Below are 17,268 nucleotides of genomic sequence, written 5' to 3'. Positions count from 1 at the left end.
GCCCTCGACGTCGTACCCTCCGCACATGGACAGCGCAGAGTATGAGCGCAAGACAGCCGCGCGCTTCGCAACTTTCGATCAGGACGGCAACGGCTACATCGACCGCGAGGACTTCAGTGCCGCGGCCGCGGCACTGCTGGCCGAGTTCGGCACGACGGCCCGTTCCGACAAGGGACAGGCGCTCTACAGCGGGGCGGAGGCCTTCTGGCAGGGCATGGCGGGCATCGCCGACGTGGACGGCGACCAGCGGGTCAACCGCGAGGAGTTCGTCACCGGGGCGGTGAAGCGGCTTCGCGACAATCCGCAGCGGTTCGCCGAGATCGCACGGCCGTTCCTGCACGCCGTCATTGCGATCTCGGCGGAGGACGGCGGGACGGGAGTCACTCCTCGGGCTGCGGAGCGGGTGTTGCGGGTGTTGGGAGTGGGTGCGGACGTGGCTGGTCAGGTTGCTTTCGCGCTCGATGCGGATGGGGACGGGCTGATCGGCGAGGACGAGATCCTCACGGCGTTCGCCCTGTATTACACGACGGCCGAGCCGGACCTCCCCGGCGCGTAGGTGGCGCCTGTGGGGGCGGGGCGCCTGCGGCGGTCAGCGCCGCAGGCAGTCCCGCGCCCTACCCGCCCGAATACCGCTCCCGCAGCCGGTACTTCAGCACCTTCCGCAGCGTCTCGTTGCGCGGCAGTGCGTCCACGACCTCCAGTTGCTCCGGCAGCTTGTGCACCGAAAGTCCTCCCGCCCTCAGGTGCGCGGTGACCCCCTCCAGGGTCAAGGGCCCCGCCCCCTCCGGCTGTTCGACGACCGCACACACCCGCTCCCCGCGCGCCGGGTCCGGCAGCCCGATGACCGCCGCGTCGGCGATGTCCGGGTGCTGGTGCAGCAGGTCCTCGATCTCCTTGGCCGAGATGTTCTCGCCCTTGCGGATGATGATGTCCTTCAGCCGCCCGGTCAGCACCAGATGGCCGCTCGCGGTGAGGTGCCCGACGTCGCCCGTGATCAGGAAGCCGTCCCGGTCGAACGCGGCCTCGGTCTGCGAAGGCTCCAGGTAGCCCCGGCAGACGGCCTCGCCGCGCAGCCGCACTTCCCCGTCGGTGCCGGCCGGCAGCCGCTTCCCGGCCTCGTCGGTGATGCGTATCTCCATGCCCTCGGGCGGCCGGCCCTCCGTGGTGGCGAGGTTTTCAGGGGTGTCGTCGGGTGCGCCCATCGTGATCATCGGGACCTCGGTCATGCCGTAGCCGTGCGTCAGCCGGCAGCCCAGTTCGCGTACGGCAGCGTGGTAGATCTCCGGCGGCTTGGGCGCCCCGCCGCCCGCGAGCAGGCGCAGGGTGGGAATGATTTTGCGCGACGGGTCCTTGCGCTGCTCGGTCAGGAACATCGAGTAGAAGGCTGTGGATCCGCCCGCCACCGTGACGCCGTGCCTGCGGTAGCTCTCCAGCGCGCCGGGCAGCGCGAACTGTTCGAAGAGGACGGCCGGGAAGCCGTAGAGCAGCAGCATGACGAGATAGTCCGGGCCGCCGATGTGGGCGTACGGGAACGCGATCGAGCCGATGTCGTCGGCGACCGGCCGCAGCGCGTGGGCCAGGCACGAGCCGCCCGCGATCAGCGAACGGTCGGTGTGGAGCACGCCCTTGGGGTCCGAGGTCGTCCCCGATGTCCAGTAGACCCACCGGACTGCAGTGCCGTCGGACGGCGGTGGGGGCAGCACGGACGGGTCGCCGTCCGGCAGGCTGTCGTACGCCTCGAAAATGCCCCGCGCACCGAGCCGGTGAGCCATCCCGGTGTGGTCGAATCCGCGCCACTCGCCCGGTACGGCGAAGAACTCCGCCTTCGACTCGCGCAGCGCGAAGCCGACTTCGCGCTCCCGATAGAACGGGATGACCGGCGACTGTACGGCCCCGAGCCTGGCCAGGGCGACCGACAGGAGCACCGTCTCGATTCTGGTGGGCAGCTGCCAGGCGACGACGGCACCGGGGCGCACGCCCTGCCCGTACAGTCCCGCCGCGACACGCTCGGCGCGGTCCCTGAGCTCGCCGAACGTGAGGGTGCGGTCGTCCTGGAGGAGGACCGGCCGGTCCGGGGTGAGAGCGGCGCGGCGGTCGACGAGCTCCCAGAAGGTACGGGAGGCGTCCAGTGCGTGTGCGGTGTCGGTCACGGCAGTCCCCTGGTCCCTCGTAACTGACGGACAGTCAGATCGTGCCGAGAGCGTAGGGCCGTGCGCCTTGTCGGTCCAGGGGTGCGGGGCTAGCCTGGTTTCTGACGGGTCATCAGAAACGCGCATCGCGCAGCCGGAGGGACACGCCCATGGAACTGCCTCGGATCGTCAGCGTCGACGACCATGTGATCGAACCGGCGCACCTCTTCGAGACCTGGCTTCCGGCGAAGTACCGCGACCGCGGCCCGCAGCCGCTGACCGCCGGCATCGGCGAGCTCGCGTACGTAGCGGGCAAATACCAGATCACGATGGACCCGGACGGGCCGCCGGCCGACTGGTGGATCTACGAGGATCTCAAGTTCCCGTACAAGCGCAACATCGCCGCCGTCGGCTTCGACCGCGACGACATGACCCTCGAAGGCATCACCCGGGCCGAGATGCGGCGCGGCTGCTGGGACCCCAAGGCCAGGCTGGCCGACATGGACCTCAACCACGTCGAGGCGTCCCTCTGCTTCCCCACATTCCCGCGCTTCTGCGGCCAGACGTTCGCCGAAGCGCAGGACAAAGAAGTGGCAGTCGCGTGTGTCCGCGCGTACAACGACTGGATGGTCGAGGAGTGGTGCGGCGACAGCGGCGGCCGGCTGATCCCGCTGTGCATCATCCCGCTGTGGGACATCGAGCTCGCCGTCGCCGAGATCAAGCGGAACGCGGCGCGCGGGGTCAGGGCCGTGACCTTCTCCGAGATCCCCACCTACCTCGGCCTTCCGTCCATCCACTCCGGCCACTGGGACCCCTTCTTCGCGATCTGCGAGGAGACCGGGACGGTCGTGAACATGCACATCGGCTCGTCGTCCCAGATGCCCGCCGCGTCTCCCGACGCCCCGCCCGCCGTCCAGGCGTCGCTCAGCTTCAACAACGCCATGGCCTCGATGATGGACTTCCTGTTCAGTGGCGTACTGGTGAAGTTCCCGCGCCTGAAACTGGCCTACAGCGAAGGCCAGATGGGCTGGATTCCGTACGCCCTGGAGCGCGCCGACGACGTGTGGGAGGAGCACCGGGCCTGGGGCGGGGTCAGGGACCTGATCCCCGAGCCCCCGTCGACGTACTACTACCGGCAGATGTTCTGCTGCTTCTTCCGCGACAAGCACGGCATCGCGTCGCTGGACGTCGTCGGCCGCGACAACGCCACCTTCGAGACCGACTATCCGCACGTCGATTCGACCTTCCCGCACACCAAGGACGTTGCCCTCGACCACGTCAAGGGCCTCGACGACGAGACGGTCTACAAGCTGATGCGCGGCAACGCGATCCGCATGCTCGGGCTCGACCTGGACCGCGACCGCTGATGGACCTCACCTGGACCGAGGAGGAAGAGGACTTCAGAGCCCGCCTGAAGGCGTGGCTCGGCCTCGCGCTCCCCAAACTGCCCGCGAAGCCCGACCCGATGGACTGGCCGGGGCGGCGCGCGTACGACACGACGTGGCAGCGGATGCTGTACGACGCCGGGTACGCGGGGCTGCACTGGCCGGTCGACGCCGGTGGCCAGGGCGCCACCCCCACCCAGCACCTGATCTTCCTGGAGGAGACGGAACGCGCCGGGGCCCCGTACGTCGGCGCGAACTTCGTCGGGCTGCTGCACGCGGGCCCGACGATCGCCGCCGAGGGGACGGCCGCGCAGCGCGCCAGATGGCTGCCGCCCGTGCTGCGTGGCGACGAGGTGTGGTGCCAGGGCTTCAGCGAGCCGGACGCCGGATCGGACCTCGCCTCGCTCCGTACGAGGGCGGTCCGTGACGGCGACCACTATGTGGTCAGCGGATCCAAGATCTGGACCTCGCATGCGGAGGTCGCCGACTGGTGCGAGCTTCTCGTCCGTACGGATCCGGCGGCGCCCAAGCACCGAGGGATCTCGTGGCTCGCCATGCCGATGGACGCGCCCGGGGTCACGGTGCGGCCGCTGCGCACCCTCGCGGGATCGACCGAATTCGCGGAAATGTTCCTCGACGAGGTACGCGTCCCGGTCGCGAACCGGGTCGGCGACGAGAACGACGGCTGGCGCGTCACCATGGTCACCCTCTCCTTCGAACGCGGCACCGCCTTCGTCGGCGAGGTCGTCGCCTGCCGCCGCACCCTCGGCGAACTCGCCGCGGCTGCGCGGGCGAACGGCCGCTGGGACGACCAGGAACTGCGCCGCAGACTGGGGCGGCTGAACGCCGAATTCACGGCCCTGTGGCGGCTCACCCAGTGGAACGTCAGCGAGGCGCAGAGGACCGGAGGCGTCCCGGGGACCGGCGGCTCGGTCTTCAAGCTGCGCTACTCGCACGCCCGCCAGGAGCTGTACGATGCGGCGGCCGCCGTACTGGGACCCGAGTCCCTGGACTTGTCCCACGACTGGACTCTGGACCGTCTGTCGTCCCTCTCGTACACCATCGCCGCCGGTACGTCCCAGATCCAGCAGAACATCGTCGCCGAGCGCATCCTCGGCCTGCCGAAGGGGCGTTGATGGACTTCCGGCCGACGGACGACCAGCGGGCATTGCAGGCAGGTTTGCGGGATCTCCTGGAGGGCCGCTTCGGGCGGGAGCGGCTTCGCGCCGCCGTCGACGGGCCGGATCGGGGCCCTGGCCTCGACCGGGCCCTGTGGCGGGAGCTGGGAGCCGCAGGGTTCTTCGCGCTGCGGCTGCCGGAGGAGGACGGCGGGGTGGGCCTCGGCCTGCCCGAGGCGGTCCTGGTCTTCGAGGAGGCGGGCCGCGCGCTGCTGCCCGGCCCCCTGGTGGCCACGCACCTCGCGGCCGGCACGGTGGCCGGGGCCGCCACCGGGGAAACCGTCGTGACGATGGTGGACGGCGGGCTGGTGGAGTGGCTTGACGCGGCCGACCGGGTGCTGGGGGATGCGGCGGGAGCCGTGCCCGTACGGTCCGTGGACCCGCTGACGCCGCTGCACCGCGTACCGGGCGTTGCCCGGACGGCTCCGCACCCCGAGGCGGTCCTGCTGACCGCCGCCGAACAGCTCGGCAGCGCCGTCCGTACCACCGACGCGGCGGTCCAGTACGCGCGCGAGCGCGAGCAGTTCGGCCGCCCCATCGGCGCCTTCCAAGCGGTCAAGCAGCTGTGCGCGCAGATGCTGGTACGGGCGGAGCTAGCCCGAAGCGCCGTGTACGCGGCCGCCGTGACCGCCGACCCGGTGGAGATCGCCGGGGCCAAGCTGCTCGCCGACGACGCGGCGGTCCGTAACGCGCGTGACTGCCTCCAGGTCCACGGCGGCATGGGTTTCACCTGGGAGGCGGACGTCCACCTCCACCTGAAGCGGGCCTGGGTGCGCGCCGAGCGGTGGCAGACGGCGGGGGCGGCGGCGGAGGTACTGGCGGGGGCGCTGTGAGCTCTGTGCTTCGTGGTGCCTTGCTGTGCACTGGGCTTCTTAACTGCGAGTGATCGGACGGTCACGCGATGCTGCGACTGACGAACGACTACCGTGCGTCGATATCGGGTTGTGTCCTTTGCGTGACTCGTCACGGCCCGGAGTCGGGGGTGCCCTCCGGTACTCTCCGTGGGATGCGAGTGGTTGTGATGCGCAGCTGTCCCGGTGTCGCCAGTGCGGTGACTGCCGGGTGCGGAATGTGCGCCGTTCGCGTAGTGCGAAGGCGCCGTGGGCGCCCTTGTTCGACTACCCGCAACGTGCGTCGCACAGTATGCACCACGCGTACTCCTTCGCGCTGGAATATGCCTGAAGCGCTTGTTGCGGTGACTGTACGTCAACCATGCTGTCCCACAAGGGAATCACGTTCCGTGACCCTGTGGAGACGCGAGGCGATGTGTCCGCCGGTTCGGATGGTGTGAGCGGTGCAGGTGCTTCAGGTGCAGTTGGAGGTAGGGGCCGATCCTGCCGAGGTGGGGCGGGCCCGGAGGTGGGCGCGCTCGCGGCTCGCCGGCTCGGGGATAAGGGTCGATGAGCCACTTGCCGAGACCCTGATCCTGCTCATCTCGGAGCTGGTCACCAATGCCGTGGTGCATACGGGCTGTCCGGCCGTCCTGCGCATGCTCTTCGGTACGGCCGACGACGGCACGGTGCGGGTCGAGGTCGCCGACGCCAGCGCCCGCCCGCCGATGCCGCGCCACGCGGAGGGTGAAGACACCAACGGGCGCGGCCTCGAACTCGTCGACGGGCTGGCCGACCGGTGGGGCTGGCAGTCGGAAGGTGCTGGAAAGCGCATCTGGTGCGAGGTCGACCGAGGGGCGCCCGTGGTTGCGCAGGGGGCGTATGAGGCGCCTGGGCGTGAGCCGTCGTGCGCTGTCACAAATAGTGCGTAACGCGTAAATTGCCGACTGGGTGTTGACGGTTCGTGGCGGTCTGATGACCCTTGGGTGGAGCGATTCGCTGCGAGGGGACGCCGAGGACCCTGCCTTGGCGAGTACGGATCGCTGTTCGGCGTCAGGGTGTACGCCGGAACCGGGTGGCGGCGGCCGTGCCGTGCTCGGGGCGCGCAGAGCGTGTCGCCACCCGGTGTTCATGCTTGTTCATGCGGTACCGCTTCAGAGGATCGCCACGGGCGCGACCGGGGTCCCCGTGCCGCCGACGAACGGCTCCGGCATCGCGGAGAGCAGGAAGGCGTACCGCCCCTCTTCCGCACAGGCTGTGGACAACTCCTCCAGGTTCCAGTTCTGCCCCTGGAGCATGCCCATCTCGACCAGATCGAGGGCGTGCACGGGCAGCCACAGGTTCTCGATCTCCGGCGGGAAGATCTCGAAGGTGAGCGTGTCGTTCGCGACCGCGGCGACGTCACGGGCGTGGAACCACTCGGGCGTGCGGACGGAAAGTCCGGGCGACGGGAAGCCGTAGGCGTGCTTGTCGCCGCTCAGGTAGACCTGGATCTGCCCGGTCCGTACGAGAACGATGTCGCCGCCCCGGACGGTCGTACCCGCCAACTCCTCGGCGGCTTCCAGGTCTTCGGGCGTCACGGCGTGGTCCCCGGGCAGCCGGTCCACTCCCTTCGCGCGCGCCACGTCGAGCAGGACGCCGCGCGAGACGACATGCCCGGCCTTGTCGATGCCGCTGAAACGGGCCCGGGTGTGGGGGGTGATGGAGTCGGCGGGGCGGCCGTTGTAGATCTTCCCGGAGTGCGACGCGTGGGTGAGGGCGTCCCAGTGGGTGGCCGTCTGGAGCCCCATGGTCACGGCGTCGTCGCTGGTGGCGACCGTGCCGGGGCCGAAGAGCTCCTGGTTGATCTGGACCATGGTGTGGAGCGGGTTGACGCGGCCGGGGATCAGTCCGACCTGCACGCCGTCCTCCTGGAGGGGGAGCGCGAGGGGTATCCGGCGGCCGGTGCGGACGGTGGCGGCTGCGGCGCGTACGACCTCGTCGGTGATGAGGTTGAGGGTGCCGATCTCGTCGTCTGCGCCCCAACGGCCCCAGTTGTTCACGCGCTTGGCGATGTCGTGGAACTCGGCCGGCAGTGACATGGGGCCTCCTCGGGTCTTGTGCTCGGGTGTCCGCCTGCCCATAAAATCTAACGGTCCGTCAGAAACCGCGGGAAGGGGCCGGACGTGGGGAACTTCTTGGCAGGCAAGGCCGTCGCCGTGACAGGCGCCGGGCGTGGCATCGGGCGGGCGGTGGCTCTGGCCTGCGCGGCCGAGGGCGCGAGGGTCGTGGTCAACGACTACGGCGTCTCGATGGAGGGCTCGGAGCCGACGAGCGAGGTCGCGGAGTCGGTGGTGAAGGAGATCGAGGCGGCGGGCGGCGAGGCGGTCGCGGTCGCCGACGACATCTCGACGATGGCGGGCGGGCAGCGGATCGTCGACGTGGCGCTGTCGCGGTACGGGCGGATCGACGGGGTGGTGTGCGTAGCCGGGATCCTGCGCGAACGGATGTTGTTCAACATGGCGGAGGAGGAGTGGGACCCGGTCATCGCCACACACCTCAAGGGCACGTTCACGGTGTTCCGGGCGGCGTCGGCGGTGATGCGGAAGCAGGGCGGCGGAACGCTGATCGGCTTTACGAGCGGCAACCATCAGGGCAGCGTCGCCCAGGCCAACTACAGCGCGGCGAAGGGCGGAATCATCTCGCTGGTGCGGAGCGCTGCGCTGGGCCTCTACAAGTACGGCGTCACTGCGAACGCGGTGGCTCCGGTCGCCCGTACGCGGATGTCGGCCAACGTGCCGATGGAGCTGAAGGAGATCGGCGAGCCGGAGGATGTGGCGGCGCTGGTCGTGTACTTGCTCTCCGAGCGGGCCAGGGAAGAGAAGATCACCGGCCAGGTCTATACGATCGCCGGCCCGAAGATCGCGGTCTGGGCACAGCCAAGGGAACTGCGCGCGGGATACGCGGAGGGCGGCCCGTGGACCCCGGAACGCATCGCGGACTTCCTGCCGGGGACGGTGGGCTCGGACCCGATGCCGATGCTGGCGCAGCTGGAGGGGATGGCGGAGGCGGCGGCCAAGCGGGCGCGGCCGAACGCGTGAGGTGCCGACTCCGCTGCGCGGGGCTTGTTCCCCACCCCGCCCCTTCCCGCTGTGACATTTTGCGGCTGCCGCCGCGTGGGGGCTCCGCCCCAGACCCCGCTCCTCAAACGCCGGAGAGGCTGGGTATTTCAGCCCGTCCGGCGCTTGAGGACCACGCCCGAAGGGCGTCCGGGGCCTGGGGCTTGCCCCAGTTCGGGAAGGGGCGGGTAGGGGAACTGCGCCGCAGGCAACCCGCACGTTCGCAGCGCAACGCCAAGAACTGGAGGCACCGCACCGTGGACTTCACCTTCGCCCCCGAGGACGACGCGTTCCGGGCCGACGCCCGCGCATGGCTCACCGCGCACCTCGACCGCACTCCCACCCCCACCCCCACGCCCCGCGCCTGGGAGCAGGAGCTCGGGGCCGGTGGCTGGATCGGGATCGGGTGGGAGGACGGCGGGGCGTACGGCAGCCGGCGGGCCACCCTCACCCAGCAGGTCGTCTGGGCCGAGGAGTACGCCCGCCTCCGCGCCCCCGCCCGCCTCGGGCACATCGGCGAAAACCTCCTCGCCCCGACCCTGATCGCCTACGGCACCGAGGAGCAGCGGGCACGGTTCCTGCCCGGGATCGCCCGGGGCGAGGAGCTGTGGTGCCAGGGGTACAGCGAGCCGGGCGCCGGCTCGGACCTGGCGGGGGTGCGGACCGCTGCCGTGAAGGACCGAAGCGCCTACCGCGTCACCGGGCAGAAGATCTGGACCTCCCTCGCCCAGGACGCCGACTGGTGCTTCGTGCTGGCCAGGACCGAACCCGGGTCGCAACGCCACCACGGGTTGTCGTTCCTGCTGGTGGCGATGGACCAGCCGGGGCGTATCGACGTGCGGCCGATCCGGCAGATGTCGGGGACCAGTGAGTTCAACGAGGTGTTCTTCGACGGGGCCGAGGCCAGGGAACTGGTGGGTGGCGAGGGCGACGGCTGGCGCGTAGCCATGGGGCTCCTCGCGCTGGAGCGCGGCGTGTCCACGCTCGTGCAGCAGATCGGCTTCGCGGAGGAGCTGAAGGCCGTGGTGCGGCTTGCCGTGGCGAGCGGCGGCGCCGACGACCCCGTCCTGCGCGCACGACTCGTCCGGCTGTGGGCCGAGCTGCACGCCATGCGGGCCAACGCCCTCCGCACGCTGGGGAATTCGGGCGCCGACTCCGGTGCCCCCAGCGTCGCCAAGCTCCTCTGGGGCGGCTGGCACCAGCGCCTCGGCGAGCTCGCCGTGCAGGTGCGCGGCGCTGCGGCGGCCGTCGGGCCGTACGACTGGGAGGCGGAGCGCCCGTACGAACTCGACTCCTTCCAGCGGCTCTTCCTCTTCACCCGGGCCGACACCATCTACGGCGGCTCCGACGAAATCCAGCGGAACATCATCGCCGAGCGCGTGCTCGGCCTACCGAGGGAGCCCAGATGAACCAGATGAGGGGCGTCGTGTTCGACGGGCGGCAGGTTCAGGTCTTCGACGATCTGGAGATACGGGACCCCGGGCCGGGGGAGGTGCTGGTGGCCATCGGGGCCGCAGGGCTGTGCCACAGCGACCTCTCGGTCGTGGACGGGACCATTCCGTTCCCCGTCCCCGTCGTGCTCGGGCACGAAGGCGCCGGCGTGGTCGAGGCCGTCGGCGCGGGCGTGACACATGTGGCCCCCGGGGACCACGTGGCGCTGTCGACCATCGCCAACTGCGGTACGTGCGCCGAGTGCGGCCGCGGCCGGCCCACCATGTGCCGCAAAGCGATCGGAATGCCGGGACAGCCGTTCTCGCGGAAGGGCGAGCCGCTGTTCCAGTTCGCGTCCAACTCGTCCTTCGCCGAGCGCACGATCGTCAAGGCCGTCCAGGCCGTCAGGATTCCCCCCGACATTCCGCTGACCTCGGCCGCACTCATCGGCTGCGGCGTGGTCACGGGCGTGGGCGCGGCGCTGAACCGGGCCAAGGTCGACCGCGGGGACACCGTCGTCGTCATCGGGACGGGCGGAATCGGGCTGAATGTGATCCAGGGAGCCCGCATCGCCGGGGCGCTGACGGTCGTCGCCGTCGACTCCAACCCGGCGAAAGAGGCCGTGGCCCGGCAGTTCGGCGCCACCCACTTCCTCGAATCGGCCGAGGCCGACGCCGTGAAGGAGGTCCTGCCGCACGGCGCCGACCACGCCTTCGAGTGCGTCGGCAAGACCGCGCTCATCCGGCAGGCGATCGACCTGCTCGACCGGCACGGGCAGGCAGTGCTGCTCGGCGTACCGGCGGCCACGGCCGAGGCGTCGTTCCTGGTGTCGTCGATGTACCTCGACAAGTCCATCCTCGGCTGCCGGTACGGGTCTTCGCGCCCCCAGCGCGACATCGCGCTGTACGCCGAGCTCTACCGGGAGGGGCGGCTGCTGCTGGACGAGCTGGTGACCGAGACGTACCCCGTCGAGGACTTCGCGAAGGCGGCGGACGACGCGCAGCACGGGCGGGTGGCGCGCGGGGTGCTGACCTTCTGAAAGCAGTCCCCGCAGCCGCCTGCCGCAGCCGCCGCGCGTCACGCAGCTAATCGGTTGGGCAGCCACTTTCCCCGCGTTACGGTCGTGCGCATGTCCTATCGCGAGCTGGCCACCCGCCCCGTGCTGACCTGGTCTCTTGTCGCGATCGGGGCCAGGTCGCCGGTGTCCATGGCACCGTTCGCGATCGTCTTCCTCGTACGCGAGCGCCCCGGCGGCTACGCCCTCGGTGCGGCCCTCGCCGCTGTGTACGTCGTCGGCGAGGTCGTCGGCGCGCTGGCACTCGGGCCGCGCCTCAAGGCCGAACGAGCACGGCCGCAGCTGGCGGCCGGATTCTTCGTGGGGGCCGCCGCCTTCGGCGCGCTGGGGTTGTTCCAGCACGGGCATCCGGTACTGCTCGCGGCGTTCGCGGCGCTCGCCGGAGCCGCGCCGGGGGCCGCGCCCGGCGGCACGAGGGCGCTGTTGCTGTCGCTCGTGCCGAAGAAGGCCGCCGCGCAGGCGATGAGTTACGAGACGATGCTGACGTACGGCATCTGGGCGGCCACCCCCGCCCTCGCCGCCGGGCTCGCGCTCGGCGTGAACCCCGCCGCGCCGATGCTGCTCGCGGCCGTCCTCATGGCGGCGGGTGCGGGAGGGCTGTGGGGCCTGCCCGCCGGATGGCAGACGCAGGCGGACGACGAGGGCGACGGCGACGGCAAGGGCGCTGGCAAGGGCGGCGGCAAGGCGTCCACGTTCCGGGCGCTCGCCCTCGCCTGGCCCGTGTACATCACCGCGTCGGCCGCCATGGGGCTGCTCGCCCTCGCCGACCTCGTCCTGCCCGCACTGCTGGAGCACCGGCACCACCCGGTGGGCTGGGCCGGTCCGCTGCTCGCCGGATACTCGGTGGCGGCGGCCGCCGGAGCCTTCTTGTACGGGCTGCGCGGCTGGCCCGGCCGGGTCCGGACACAGTCGCTGGTGCTGCTGCTCGGGGTGACCGGTTGCGTGGCGCTGGTGGCCGTAGTGCCCGCGCTCATCGGGATCGGCGTGGCTCTGCTGGCCGCCGGGCTCTTCATGTCCGGCGTGCAGGTCACCCGTACCCTCAGCCTCAGAGACGCCCTGCCCGAGCGGCTCTTCGCCACCGGGTTCTCCCTGATGTACGCGGCGGCCGCCGTCGGTTACGCGACGAGCGCGACGCTCTCGGGGGCACTTCTCGCGGTGGCATCGCCGACCGTAGCGATCCTGGCGGGGGTCGGGCTCACCCTGCTGCTGACGCTGGTCAGCGTGCTGGCGGAGTGGCGACGGCGGCCGGCGGCCCCGGTCGCTGAGTCAACTTCCGGCCGTGGCACGGAAAATGCGCCGGTAGGTGCTGGCGCAGCGACGTCGCCGTACCGAAACCGGCGTCGCGCGCGATCCGGTCGATCGACAGGTCGCTGGATTCGAGCACGGCCTGGTCAAGACCCACTTCGTACCGGCGGCGCACGACCACGGAATGCCGATCACGGCGGCCGCCGGGCTGCTGGCCGTCATCGGCGTCTTCGACGTCGTCGGCACGATCGCGTCCGGCTGGTTCACGGACCGCTTCGAGTCGCGCCGCCTGCTCGCGGTCTACTACGCCCTGCGCGGCGTCTCCCCGCTCTTCCTCCCCATGCTGCTGGCGCCGTCCGCACACCCGCCGATGATCTTCTTCATCGTCTTCTACGGCCTGGACTGGGTCGCCACCGTGCCGCCGACCATCGCCCTGTGCCGCGAGCACTACGGGGAGGACTCGGCGATCGTCTTCGGCTGGGTCCTGGCGTCCCACCAGGTGGGCGCGGCAGTCATCGCCTTCGCGGGCGGTTTCGCGCGGGACGTCTTCGGGTCGTACGACGTCGTCTGGTACGCATCGGGCGCGCTGTGCGCGGGGGCGGCGCTGATGGCGCTGGTGATCCGCCGGAAGCGGGATCCGGAGCCTGCGGCTGCTGCTGCCGCCGCCGTCAGTGGGTGAAGCGCCCGAATTTCCCCCGGTGGAAGAGCAACGGAGCCGCGTCCTCGCCCTCCACCCCGCCCAGCGCCTCCACCTTCCCCACCACGATGAGGTGGTCGCCGCCCGTGTGCACGGCCTGGATGCGGCAGTCGATCCAAGCCGGCACGGAGGCGAGCCGAGGAGACCCGGTCACGGGAGCCGCGTCGTACGAGACCCCCGTGAACTTGTCCGCCCCGCTGACCGCGAAACCCAGGCACAGCGGACCTTGCTCCGCGCCAAGGATGTTGACGCAGAAGACTCCGGCGCGGGCGATGCGCGGCCAGGTCGTCGACGTACGGGCGACCATGAAGGTGACCAGGGGTGGGTCGAGGGAGAGTGACGCGAAGGACTGGCAGGCGAAGCCCACGGGGGCGTCCCGGTCGTCCGCGCCGGGCGCGGTGACGACCGTGACCCCGCTCGCGAAGTGGCCGAGCACGGCCCGGAATTCGCCGGGGTCGACGGGCAGACGCTCATCGTCACCCACGGCCCGCAAGTGCGGGCGGGGCAGCGTCTCGACGTTCTCGGCGGCCGTGGAGGCGCCGACCGACCTGAGGTATCGGACGGCGGTTGCTGCCATCCCTGCGTGTCCCATCACGCCACCCATTGAAGCTGACGACTCGTCAGATAGGAAGGGTGGTGGTGTGCACCTCTGGTTCTCTAGAGCCCGCGGTACTTGGGGGTACGCCGCTCGACGAAGCTCGCCACGCCCTCGTTCGCATCCGTGGTCGTCATGTTGATCTCCTGGGCGGTCGCCTCGGCGGCGAAGGCGGTGGTGCGGTCGGAGTCGAGGGAGGCGTTGACGAGCTGCTTGGTGAGGGCGAGGGCGCGGGTGGGCCCTTGCGCCAGCCGCTCGCTCCACTCTCGCGCGACCTTCGCCAGCTCGCCGTCGGGGACGACCCGGTTGACGAGCCCCAGCCGCTGCGCGTCCGCCGCCGGGAGGGAGTCCCCGAAGAACATCAGCTCTTTGGCGCGCTGGGGGCCGATGAGGCGCGGCAGCAGGTACGCGCCGCCGCCGTCCGGGACCAGGCCGCGGCGTACGAAGACTTCGATGAACTTGGCGGATTCGGCGGCCAGTACGAGGTCGCAGGCGAACGCGAGGTGCGCGCCGATGCCGGCTGCGGTGCCGTTGACGGCTGCGATCACGGGCTTCTCGCAGTCGAGGACGGCCGCGACGAGGCGCTGCGCGCCGAGCCGGATGGTCCGGGCAACGTCCCCGGCGACACGCTCCCCGCGCCCGGCCGGGGCGCCCCGGAGATCGGCCCCGGCACAGAACCCTTTGCCGGTGGCGGTGATGACGACGGCGCGGACGTCGGGGTCGGCGGAGGCGTCCGCGAGGAGCGCGATGATGCGCTCGCGTTGGGCCCAGGTGACGGCGTTCATGGCGTCGGGGCGGTTGAGGGTGATCCATGAGACGGCGTTGTCGGTGGAATGGAGTACGTCGTCGTCGCGGCGCGGGGAGTCGGTCATGGGGTGCGTGCTCCTGTTCGGGTGGTTGGTGTGTGCGGGTCTCGGTGGTGTGCGGGTGCGGTGCGGGTTGCCTGCGGCCAAGCGAGCGCCCCCCCACCTCACCGGCAAACCGCCAACGCATCCAGCGCCACCGCCCCCTGCCCCCGCCGCAGCACCATCAGCGGGTTGATGTCCAGCTCCGCCAGCACATCTCCGAGCTCCAGCGCCATCCGCTGCACCCGCAGCACCACCTCCACCAGCGCGTCCACATCCGCAGCCGGCGCCCCCCTCACGCCCTCCAGCAGCGCATGGCCCCGCAGCTCGCTCAGCATCGAGCGCGCCTCGGCCTCGCCGAAGGGTGGCACCCGTACCGAAGCGTCGCGCAGCACCTCCACCAGTACGCCGCCCAGCCCCACCGTCACCGTCGGCCCGAACAGGGCGTCCTGCGTCACGCCGACCACCATCTCGACGCCCCGCTCCACCATCTGGCAGACCAGCACACCGTCCAGGTCGACGCCCTCGTATCTGGCGATGTCCGTCAGCTCGCGGTACGCGTCGCGGATCTGGCTCGCGGAGGTCAGGCCGATCTTCACCAGACCCAGCTCGCTCTTGTGCGCGAGCTGCGCCCCGGACGCCTTCATCACCACCGGGTAGCCGACGAGACCGGCCGCCCGGACGGCCGCCGCGGCGCTGGTGACCAGTTGTTCCCTCGGCACCCGTATCCCGTACGCCCGGAGCAGCTGCTTCGCCGCGTGCTCGCTGAGCTGCCGGCCGGGGCGCATCAGCGCCTGTGCCTTGCGGAAGGAGGGGGAAGGGGTGCGCGGGGCCTCGTCGAAGGGGGAGCGGTAGGAGGCCGCGAAGCGGTGGTGGTCCAGGTAGGCCCGCACCGCCGAGATGCAGTTGCCGAACGTACGGAACGTGGCGACCCGGGACGACCCCAGCAGCGTCTCGCGGTACGCCGCCTCCGTGCCGACCGGCGACCCCCACACCACGCACACCAGCTTCTCGGTCGCCTCCGCCGCGTCCACCAGGTCTTGCGCCAGCCGGTCGCTCATCGGCGGGAAGGGGCCGGTGATCGGGCAGATCAGCACCCCGACCGCGGGATCGGCCAGAATCGCGTCGATGATCTTCCGTCCGCGCCAGTCGCCCACCGGGTGCCCCCCGTTGTCGACGGGGTTCCCCACCTCCAGGTAGTCGGGTATCCACTCGTGCAGCTCGGCCTGCTTCGCCGCGCTCAGCCTCGGAAGGTTCAGCCCCGCCGCCGTGGCCAGGTCCGAGAAGTGCGCGCCGGTGCCGCCCGAGATCGAGTAGACCACGACCCCGTCGGCCACGGGCTTACGTGCCCGCGCCAACAGGGCCGCCGTGTCCTGGAGTTCGTCGAGCCCGTCGACCCGTATCACCCCGAACTGCCGCATCGCCGCGTCCACCACCTGGTCCGCCCCGGTCAGCTTGCCGGTGTGCGACGCGGCCATCCGGGCGCCCGCCTCCGTACGCCCCACCTTGACCGCGACGACCGGCACCCCGGCCTGCGCCGCCCGGTCGGCGGCCAGCAGGAAGGAGCGGCCGTCCTTGAGCCCCTCGACGTAACAGGCGATCGCCCCGACTTCCGGCTGCTGGGCGAAGTACGAGATGAAGTCGGCGCTCTCCAGGTCGGCCTCGTTGCCGGTGGGCGCCCAGTGGGAGAGGCGTATGCCCAGCTCCTGGAGGGCGTAGACGGGGCGGCCCTGGTGGCCGGACTGGGTGATGAGGGCGATGGCCGGCCCGTCGAGGTCGTCGCGGAAGTCCTGGAAGGCGTTGAGGTTGGTGTTCGGCCCGAGCAGCCGTACGCCCGACCGCTCCACCGCCCCTGCCAGCCGGGCCTGCGCGGCCGCGCCCTCCTCGCCGGTCTCCGCGAAGCCGGACGCGAAGGCGACCGCGAACTTGACCTTCGCCTCGGCGAGTTCCTCGATCACGGGGACCGGATCGCCGACGAGCAGGACGGCCAGGTCGACCTGTTCCGGCAGCTCCCCGACGGAAGGTACGCACGGCAGGCCGAAGACGGTCGTACGGGTGGGGTGGACGGGATGCAGCCGGGCGCCGACCCGCTCGGCCCAGGCGATCAGCTGCCGGGTGATCCCGGCGTTGGGCCTGCCGTCGGCGTCGGACGCGCCGACGACGGCGACCGACTCGGGACGGAAGAACCGGTCGAGGTCGGGGACGGCGGCATGCAGCGCCCGTCCGCTGACATCCAGGTCTCCGGCTGCGGTGGCGTGGGCGGTCGCCGTGTCGTGGACGGCGGCGTGCGGCTGCTCCCCGCAGGCCACAACGCGGGCGCGGAGATCGGTGGTCAGGGTGCCGTGGGTAGATCCAAGCATCGTTTCAGCCCGCTCCTGCTCGTCGGACAAGTAACTGACGCGGAGTCAGATTACTTAACTGACGGCTCGTCAGGAACACTCCGGTGGGCAAAGCCTGGAGCCGGGCGCGGAATCCGCACCCGGCTCCTGAGTCCTACCCGCCTCGCAGCCTCGTCAGCCGTCGAGGTCGGGGAGATCCGCGAGGCCGTCGACATCCGCGAGGTCGTCGACATCCGGCAGATCGAGCGCGCAGGCGCTCCGGGTCGGCGAGGATGTGGATTTCGGTGATCCTCCCGTCCCTGACGGTGAAGCCCATGACCGGGAACGGCTTGCCCTCCGGCGCCGCGACGAGCCCGGGCGTTCCATTGACGAGCACCGGCCGCGCGTACGGGAAGATCGCGAGAACATGAGCGCCTGCCCG

At 71.0% G+C, this 17,268-nt stretch carries 13 protein-coding genes and 2 pseudogenes; 10 read left to right on the top strand and 5 right to left on the bottom strand.

What is annotated here, in order from left to right; translation table 11 throughout:
• The first annotated feature begins 25 nt into the window (after nucleotides 1-25).
• Nucleotides 26-556 carry an EF-hand domain-containing protein gene (locus PXH83_RS12335; RefSeq protein WP_274559791.1) on the top strand — a complete coding sequence of 177 codons (531 nt, stop codon included), beginning with the start codon at nucleotides 26-28 and terminating at the stop codon, nucleotides 554-556.
• A 58-nt stretch (nucleotides 557-614) separates the two neighbouring features.
• Here the strand turns inward: PXH83_RS12335 and PXH83_RS12330 are convergent, their stop codons facing one another.
• Nucleotides 615-2,150 carry a class I adenylate-forming enzyme family protein gene (locus tag PXH83_RS12330; protein WP_274559789.1) on the bottom strand — a complete coding sequence of 512 codons (1,536 nt, stop codon included), beginning with the start codon at nucleotides 2,148-2,150 and terminating at the stop codon, nucleotides 615-617.
• 149 nt (nucleotides 2,151-2,299) lie between these two features.
• On the opposite strand from PXH83_RS12330, the gene PXH83_RS12325 reads away from it, so the two are divergent.
• From PXH83_RS12325 to PXH83_RS12310, 4 genes are all read left to right on the top strand, one after another.
• Entirely contained in the window at nucleotides 2,300-3,496 is a 1,197-nt protein-coding gene (locus PXH83_RS12325; RefSeq protein ID WP_274559787.1) for an amidohydrolase family protein, read from the top strand.
• Nucleotides 3,496-4,650, top strand: coding sequence for an acyl-CoA dehydrogenase (locus PXH83_RS12320; protein ID WP_274559785.1), 1,155 nt, complete (start codon nucleotides 3,496-3,498; stop codon nucleotides 4,648-4,650). The genes PXH83_RS12325 and PXH83_RS12320 overlap by 1 nt, the downstream gene beginning before the upstream one ends.
• The gene (locus tag PXH83_RS12315) at nucleotides 4,650-5,525 is read left to right on the top strand and encodes an acyl-CoA dehydrogenase family protein (RefSeq protein ID WP_274559783.1); all 876 of its coding nucleotides are present in this window, start codon (nucleotides 4,650-4,652) and stop codon (nucleotides 5,523-5,525) included. Before PXH83_RS12320 ends, PXH83_RS12315 begins: the two co-directional genes overlap by 1 nt.
• Nucleotides 5,526-5,986: 461 nt before the next feature.
• Nucleotides 5,987-6,454 carry an ATP-binding protein gene (locus PXH83_RS12310; RefSeq protein ID WP_274559781.1) on the top strand — a complete coding sequence of 156 codons (468 nt, stop codon included), beginning with the start codon at nucleotides 5,987-5,989 and terminating at the stop codon, nucleotides 6,452-6,454.
• Nucleotides 6,455-6,676: 222 nt separating this feature from the next.
• Here the strand turns inward: PXH83_RS12310 and PXH83_RS12305 are convergent, their stop codons facing one another.
• A complete protein-coding gene (locus PXH83_RS12305) occupies nucleotides 6,677-7,603 on the bottom strand; it encodes a cyclase family protein (RefSeq protein WP_274559779.1) in 927 nt (308 codons plus the stop codon).
• An 84-nt stretch (nucleotides 7,604-7,687) separates the two neighbouring features.
• Here PXH83_RS12305 and PXH83_RS12300 point away from each other — a divergent pair, with 84 nt between their 5' ends.
• The 5 genes and pseudogenes from PXH83_RS12300 to PXH83_RS12280 form a co-directional block, all read left to right on the top strand.
• On the top strand, nucleotides 7,688-8,602 hold the full coding sequence (locus PXH83_RS12300) for an SDR family NAD(P)-dependent oxidoreductase (RefSeq protein WP_274559777.1): 915 nt from the start codon (nucleotides 7,688-7,690) through the stop codon (nucleotides 8,600-8,602).
• A 275-nt stretch (nucleotides 8,603-8,877) separates the two neighbouring features.
• Nucleotides 8,878-10,029: an acyl-CoA dehydrogenase family protein gene (locus PXH83_RS12295; RefSeq protein ID WP_274559775.1), complete on the top strand. Its 1,152-nt coding sequence runs from the start codon at nucleotides 8,878-8,880 to the stop codon at nucleotides 10,027-10,029.
• 5 nt (nucleotides 10,030-10,034) lie between these two features.
• Nucleotides 10,035-11,090: a Zn-dependent alcohol dehydrogenase gene (locus PXH83_RS12290; protein ID WP_274562791.1), complete on the top strand. Its 1,056-nt coding sequence runs from the start codon at nucleotides 10,035-10,037 to the stop codon at nucleotides 11,088-11,090.
• Nucleotides 11,091-11,180: 90 nt separating this feature from the next.
• A pseudogene (locus tag PXH83_RS32340) lies at nucleotides 11,181-12,089 on the top strand (MFS transporter); the annotation flags it as partial.
• 418 nt (nucleotides 12,090-12,507) lie between these two features.
• Nucleotides 12,508-13,050: pseudogene (locus PXH83_RS12280) on the top strand (MFS transporter); the annotation flags it as partial.
• On the opposite strand, the gene PXH83_RS12275 reads toward PXH83_RS12280, so the two are convergent.
• The 3 genes from PXH83_RS12275 to PXH83_RS12265 all read right to left on the bottom strand — a co-directional run bounded on the left by PXH83_RS12275 (nucleotide 13,040) and on the right by PXH83_RS12265 (nucleotide 16,868).
• A complete protein-coding gene (locus tag PXH83_RS12275) occupies nucleotides 13,040-13,645 on the bottom strand; it encodes a flavin reductase family protein (RefSeq protein WP_274559770.1) in 606 nt (201 codons plus the stop codon). The pseudogene PXH83_RS12280 and the gene PXH83_RS12275 overlap by 11 nt on opposite strands.
• 80 nt (nucleotides 13,646-13,725) lie before the next feature.
• Nucleotides 13,726-14,535, bottom strand: a complete 810-nt coding sequence (locus tag PXH83_RS12270; RefSeq protein ID WP_274559768.1) for an enoyl-CoA hydratase/isomerase family protein — start codon at nucleotides 14,533-14,535, stop codon at nucleotides 13,726-13,728.
• A 98-nt stretch (nucleotides 14,536-14,633) separates the two neighbouring features.
• Nucleotides 14,634-16,868, bottom strand: a complete 2,235-nt coding sequence (locus PXH83_RS12265) for an acetate--CoA ligase family protein (protein WP_274559766.1) — start codon at nucleotides 16,866-16,868, stop codon at nucleotides 14,634-14,636.
• Nucleotides 16,869-17,268: the final 400 nt, after the last annotated feature.

Source organism: Streptomyces spiramyceticus, assembly GCF_028807635.1.
GTDB lineage: Bacteria > Actinomycetota > Actinomycetes > Streptomycetales > Streptomycetaceae > Streptomyces > Streptomyces spiramyceticus.
This window is presented reverse-complemented; position numbering and strand designations above follow the sequence as displayed.

Coding starts and splice junctions, on each gene's coding strand:
- PXH83_RS12290 (WP_274562791.1), top strand. CDS start 10,035: ATGAGGGGCGTCGTGTTCGACGGGCGGCAGGTTCAGGTCTTCGACGAT.
- PXH83_RS12335 (WP_274559791.1), top strand. CDS start 26: ATGGACAGCGCAGAGTATGAGCGCAAGACAGCCGCGCGCTTCGCAACT.
- PXH83_RS12270 (WP_274559768.1), bottom strand. CDS start 14,535: ATGACCGACTCCCCGCGCCGCGACGACGACGTACTCCATTCCACCGAC.
- PXH83_RS12305 (WP_274559779.1), bottom strand. CDS start 7,603: ATGTCACTGCCGGCCGAGTTCCACGACATCGCCAAGCGCGTGAACAAC.
- PXH83_RS12315 (WP_274559783.1), top strand. CDS start 4,650: ATGGACTTCCGGCCGACGGACGACCAGCGGGCATTGCAGGCAGGTTTG.
- PXH83_RS12320 (WP_274559785.1), top strand. CDS start 3,496: ATGGACCTCACCTGGACCGAGGAGGAAGAGGACTTCAGAGCCCGCCTG.
- PXH83_RS12265 (WP_274559766.1), bottom strand. CDS start 16,868: ATGCTTGGATCTACCCACGGCACCCTGACCACCGATCTCCGCGCCCGC.
- PXH83_RS12325 (WP_274559787.1), top strand. CDS start 2,300: ATGGAACTGCCTCGGATCGTCAGCGTCGACGACCATGTGATCGAACCG.
- PXH83_RS12275 (WP_274559770.1), bottom strand. CDS start 13,645: ATGGCAGCAACCGCCGTCCGATACCTCAGGTCGGTCGGCGCCTCCACG.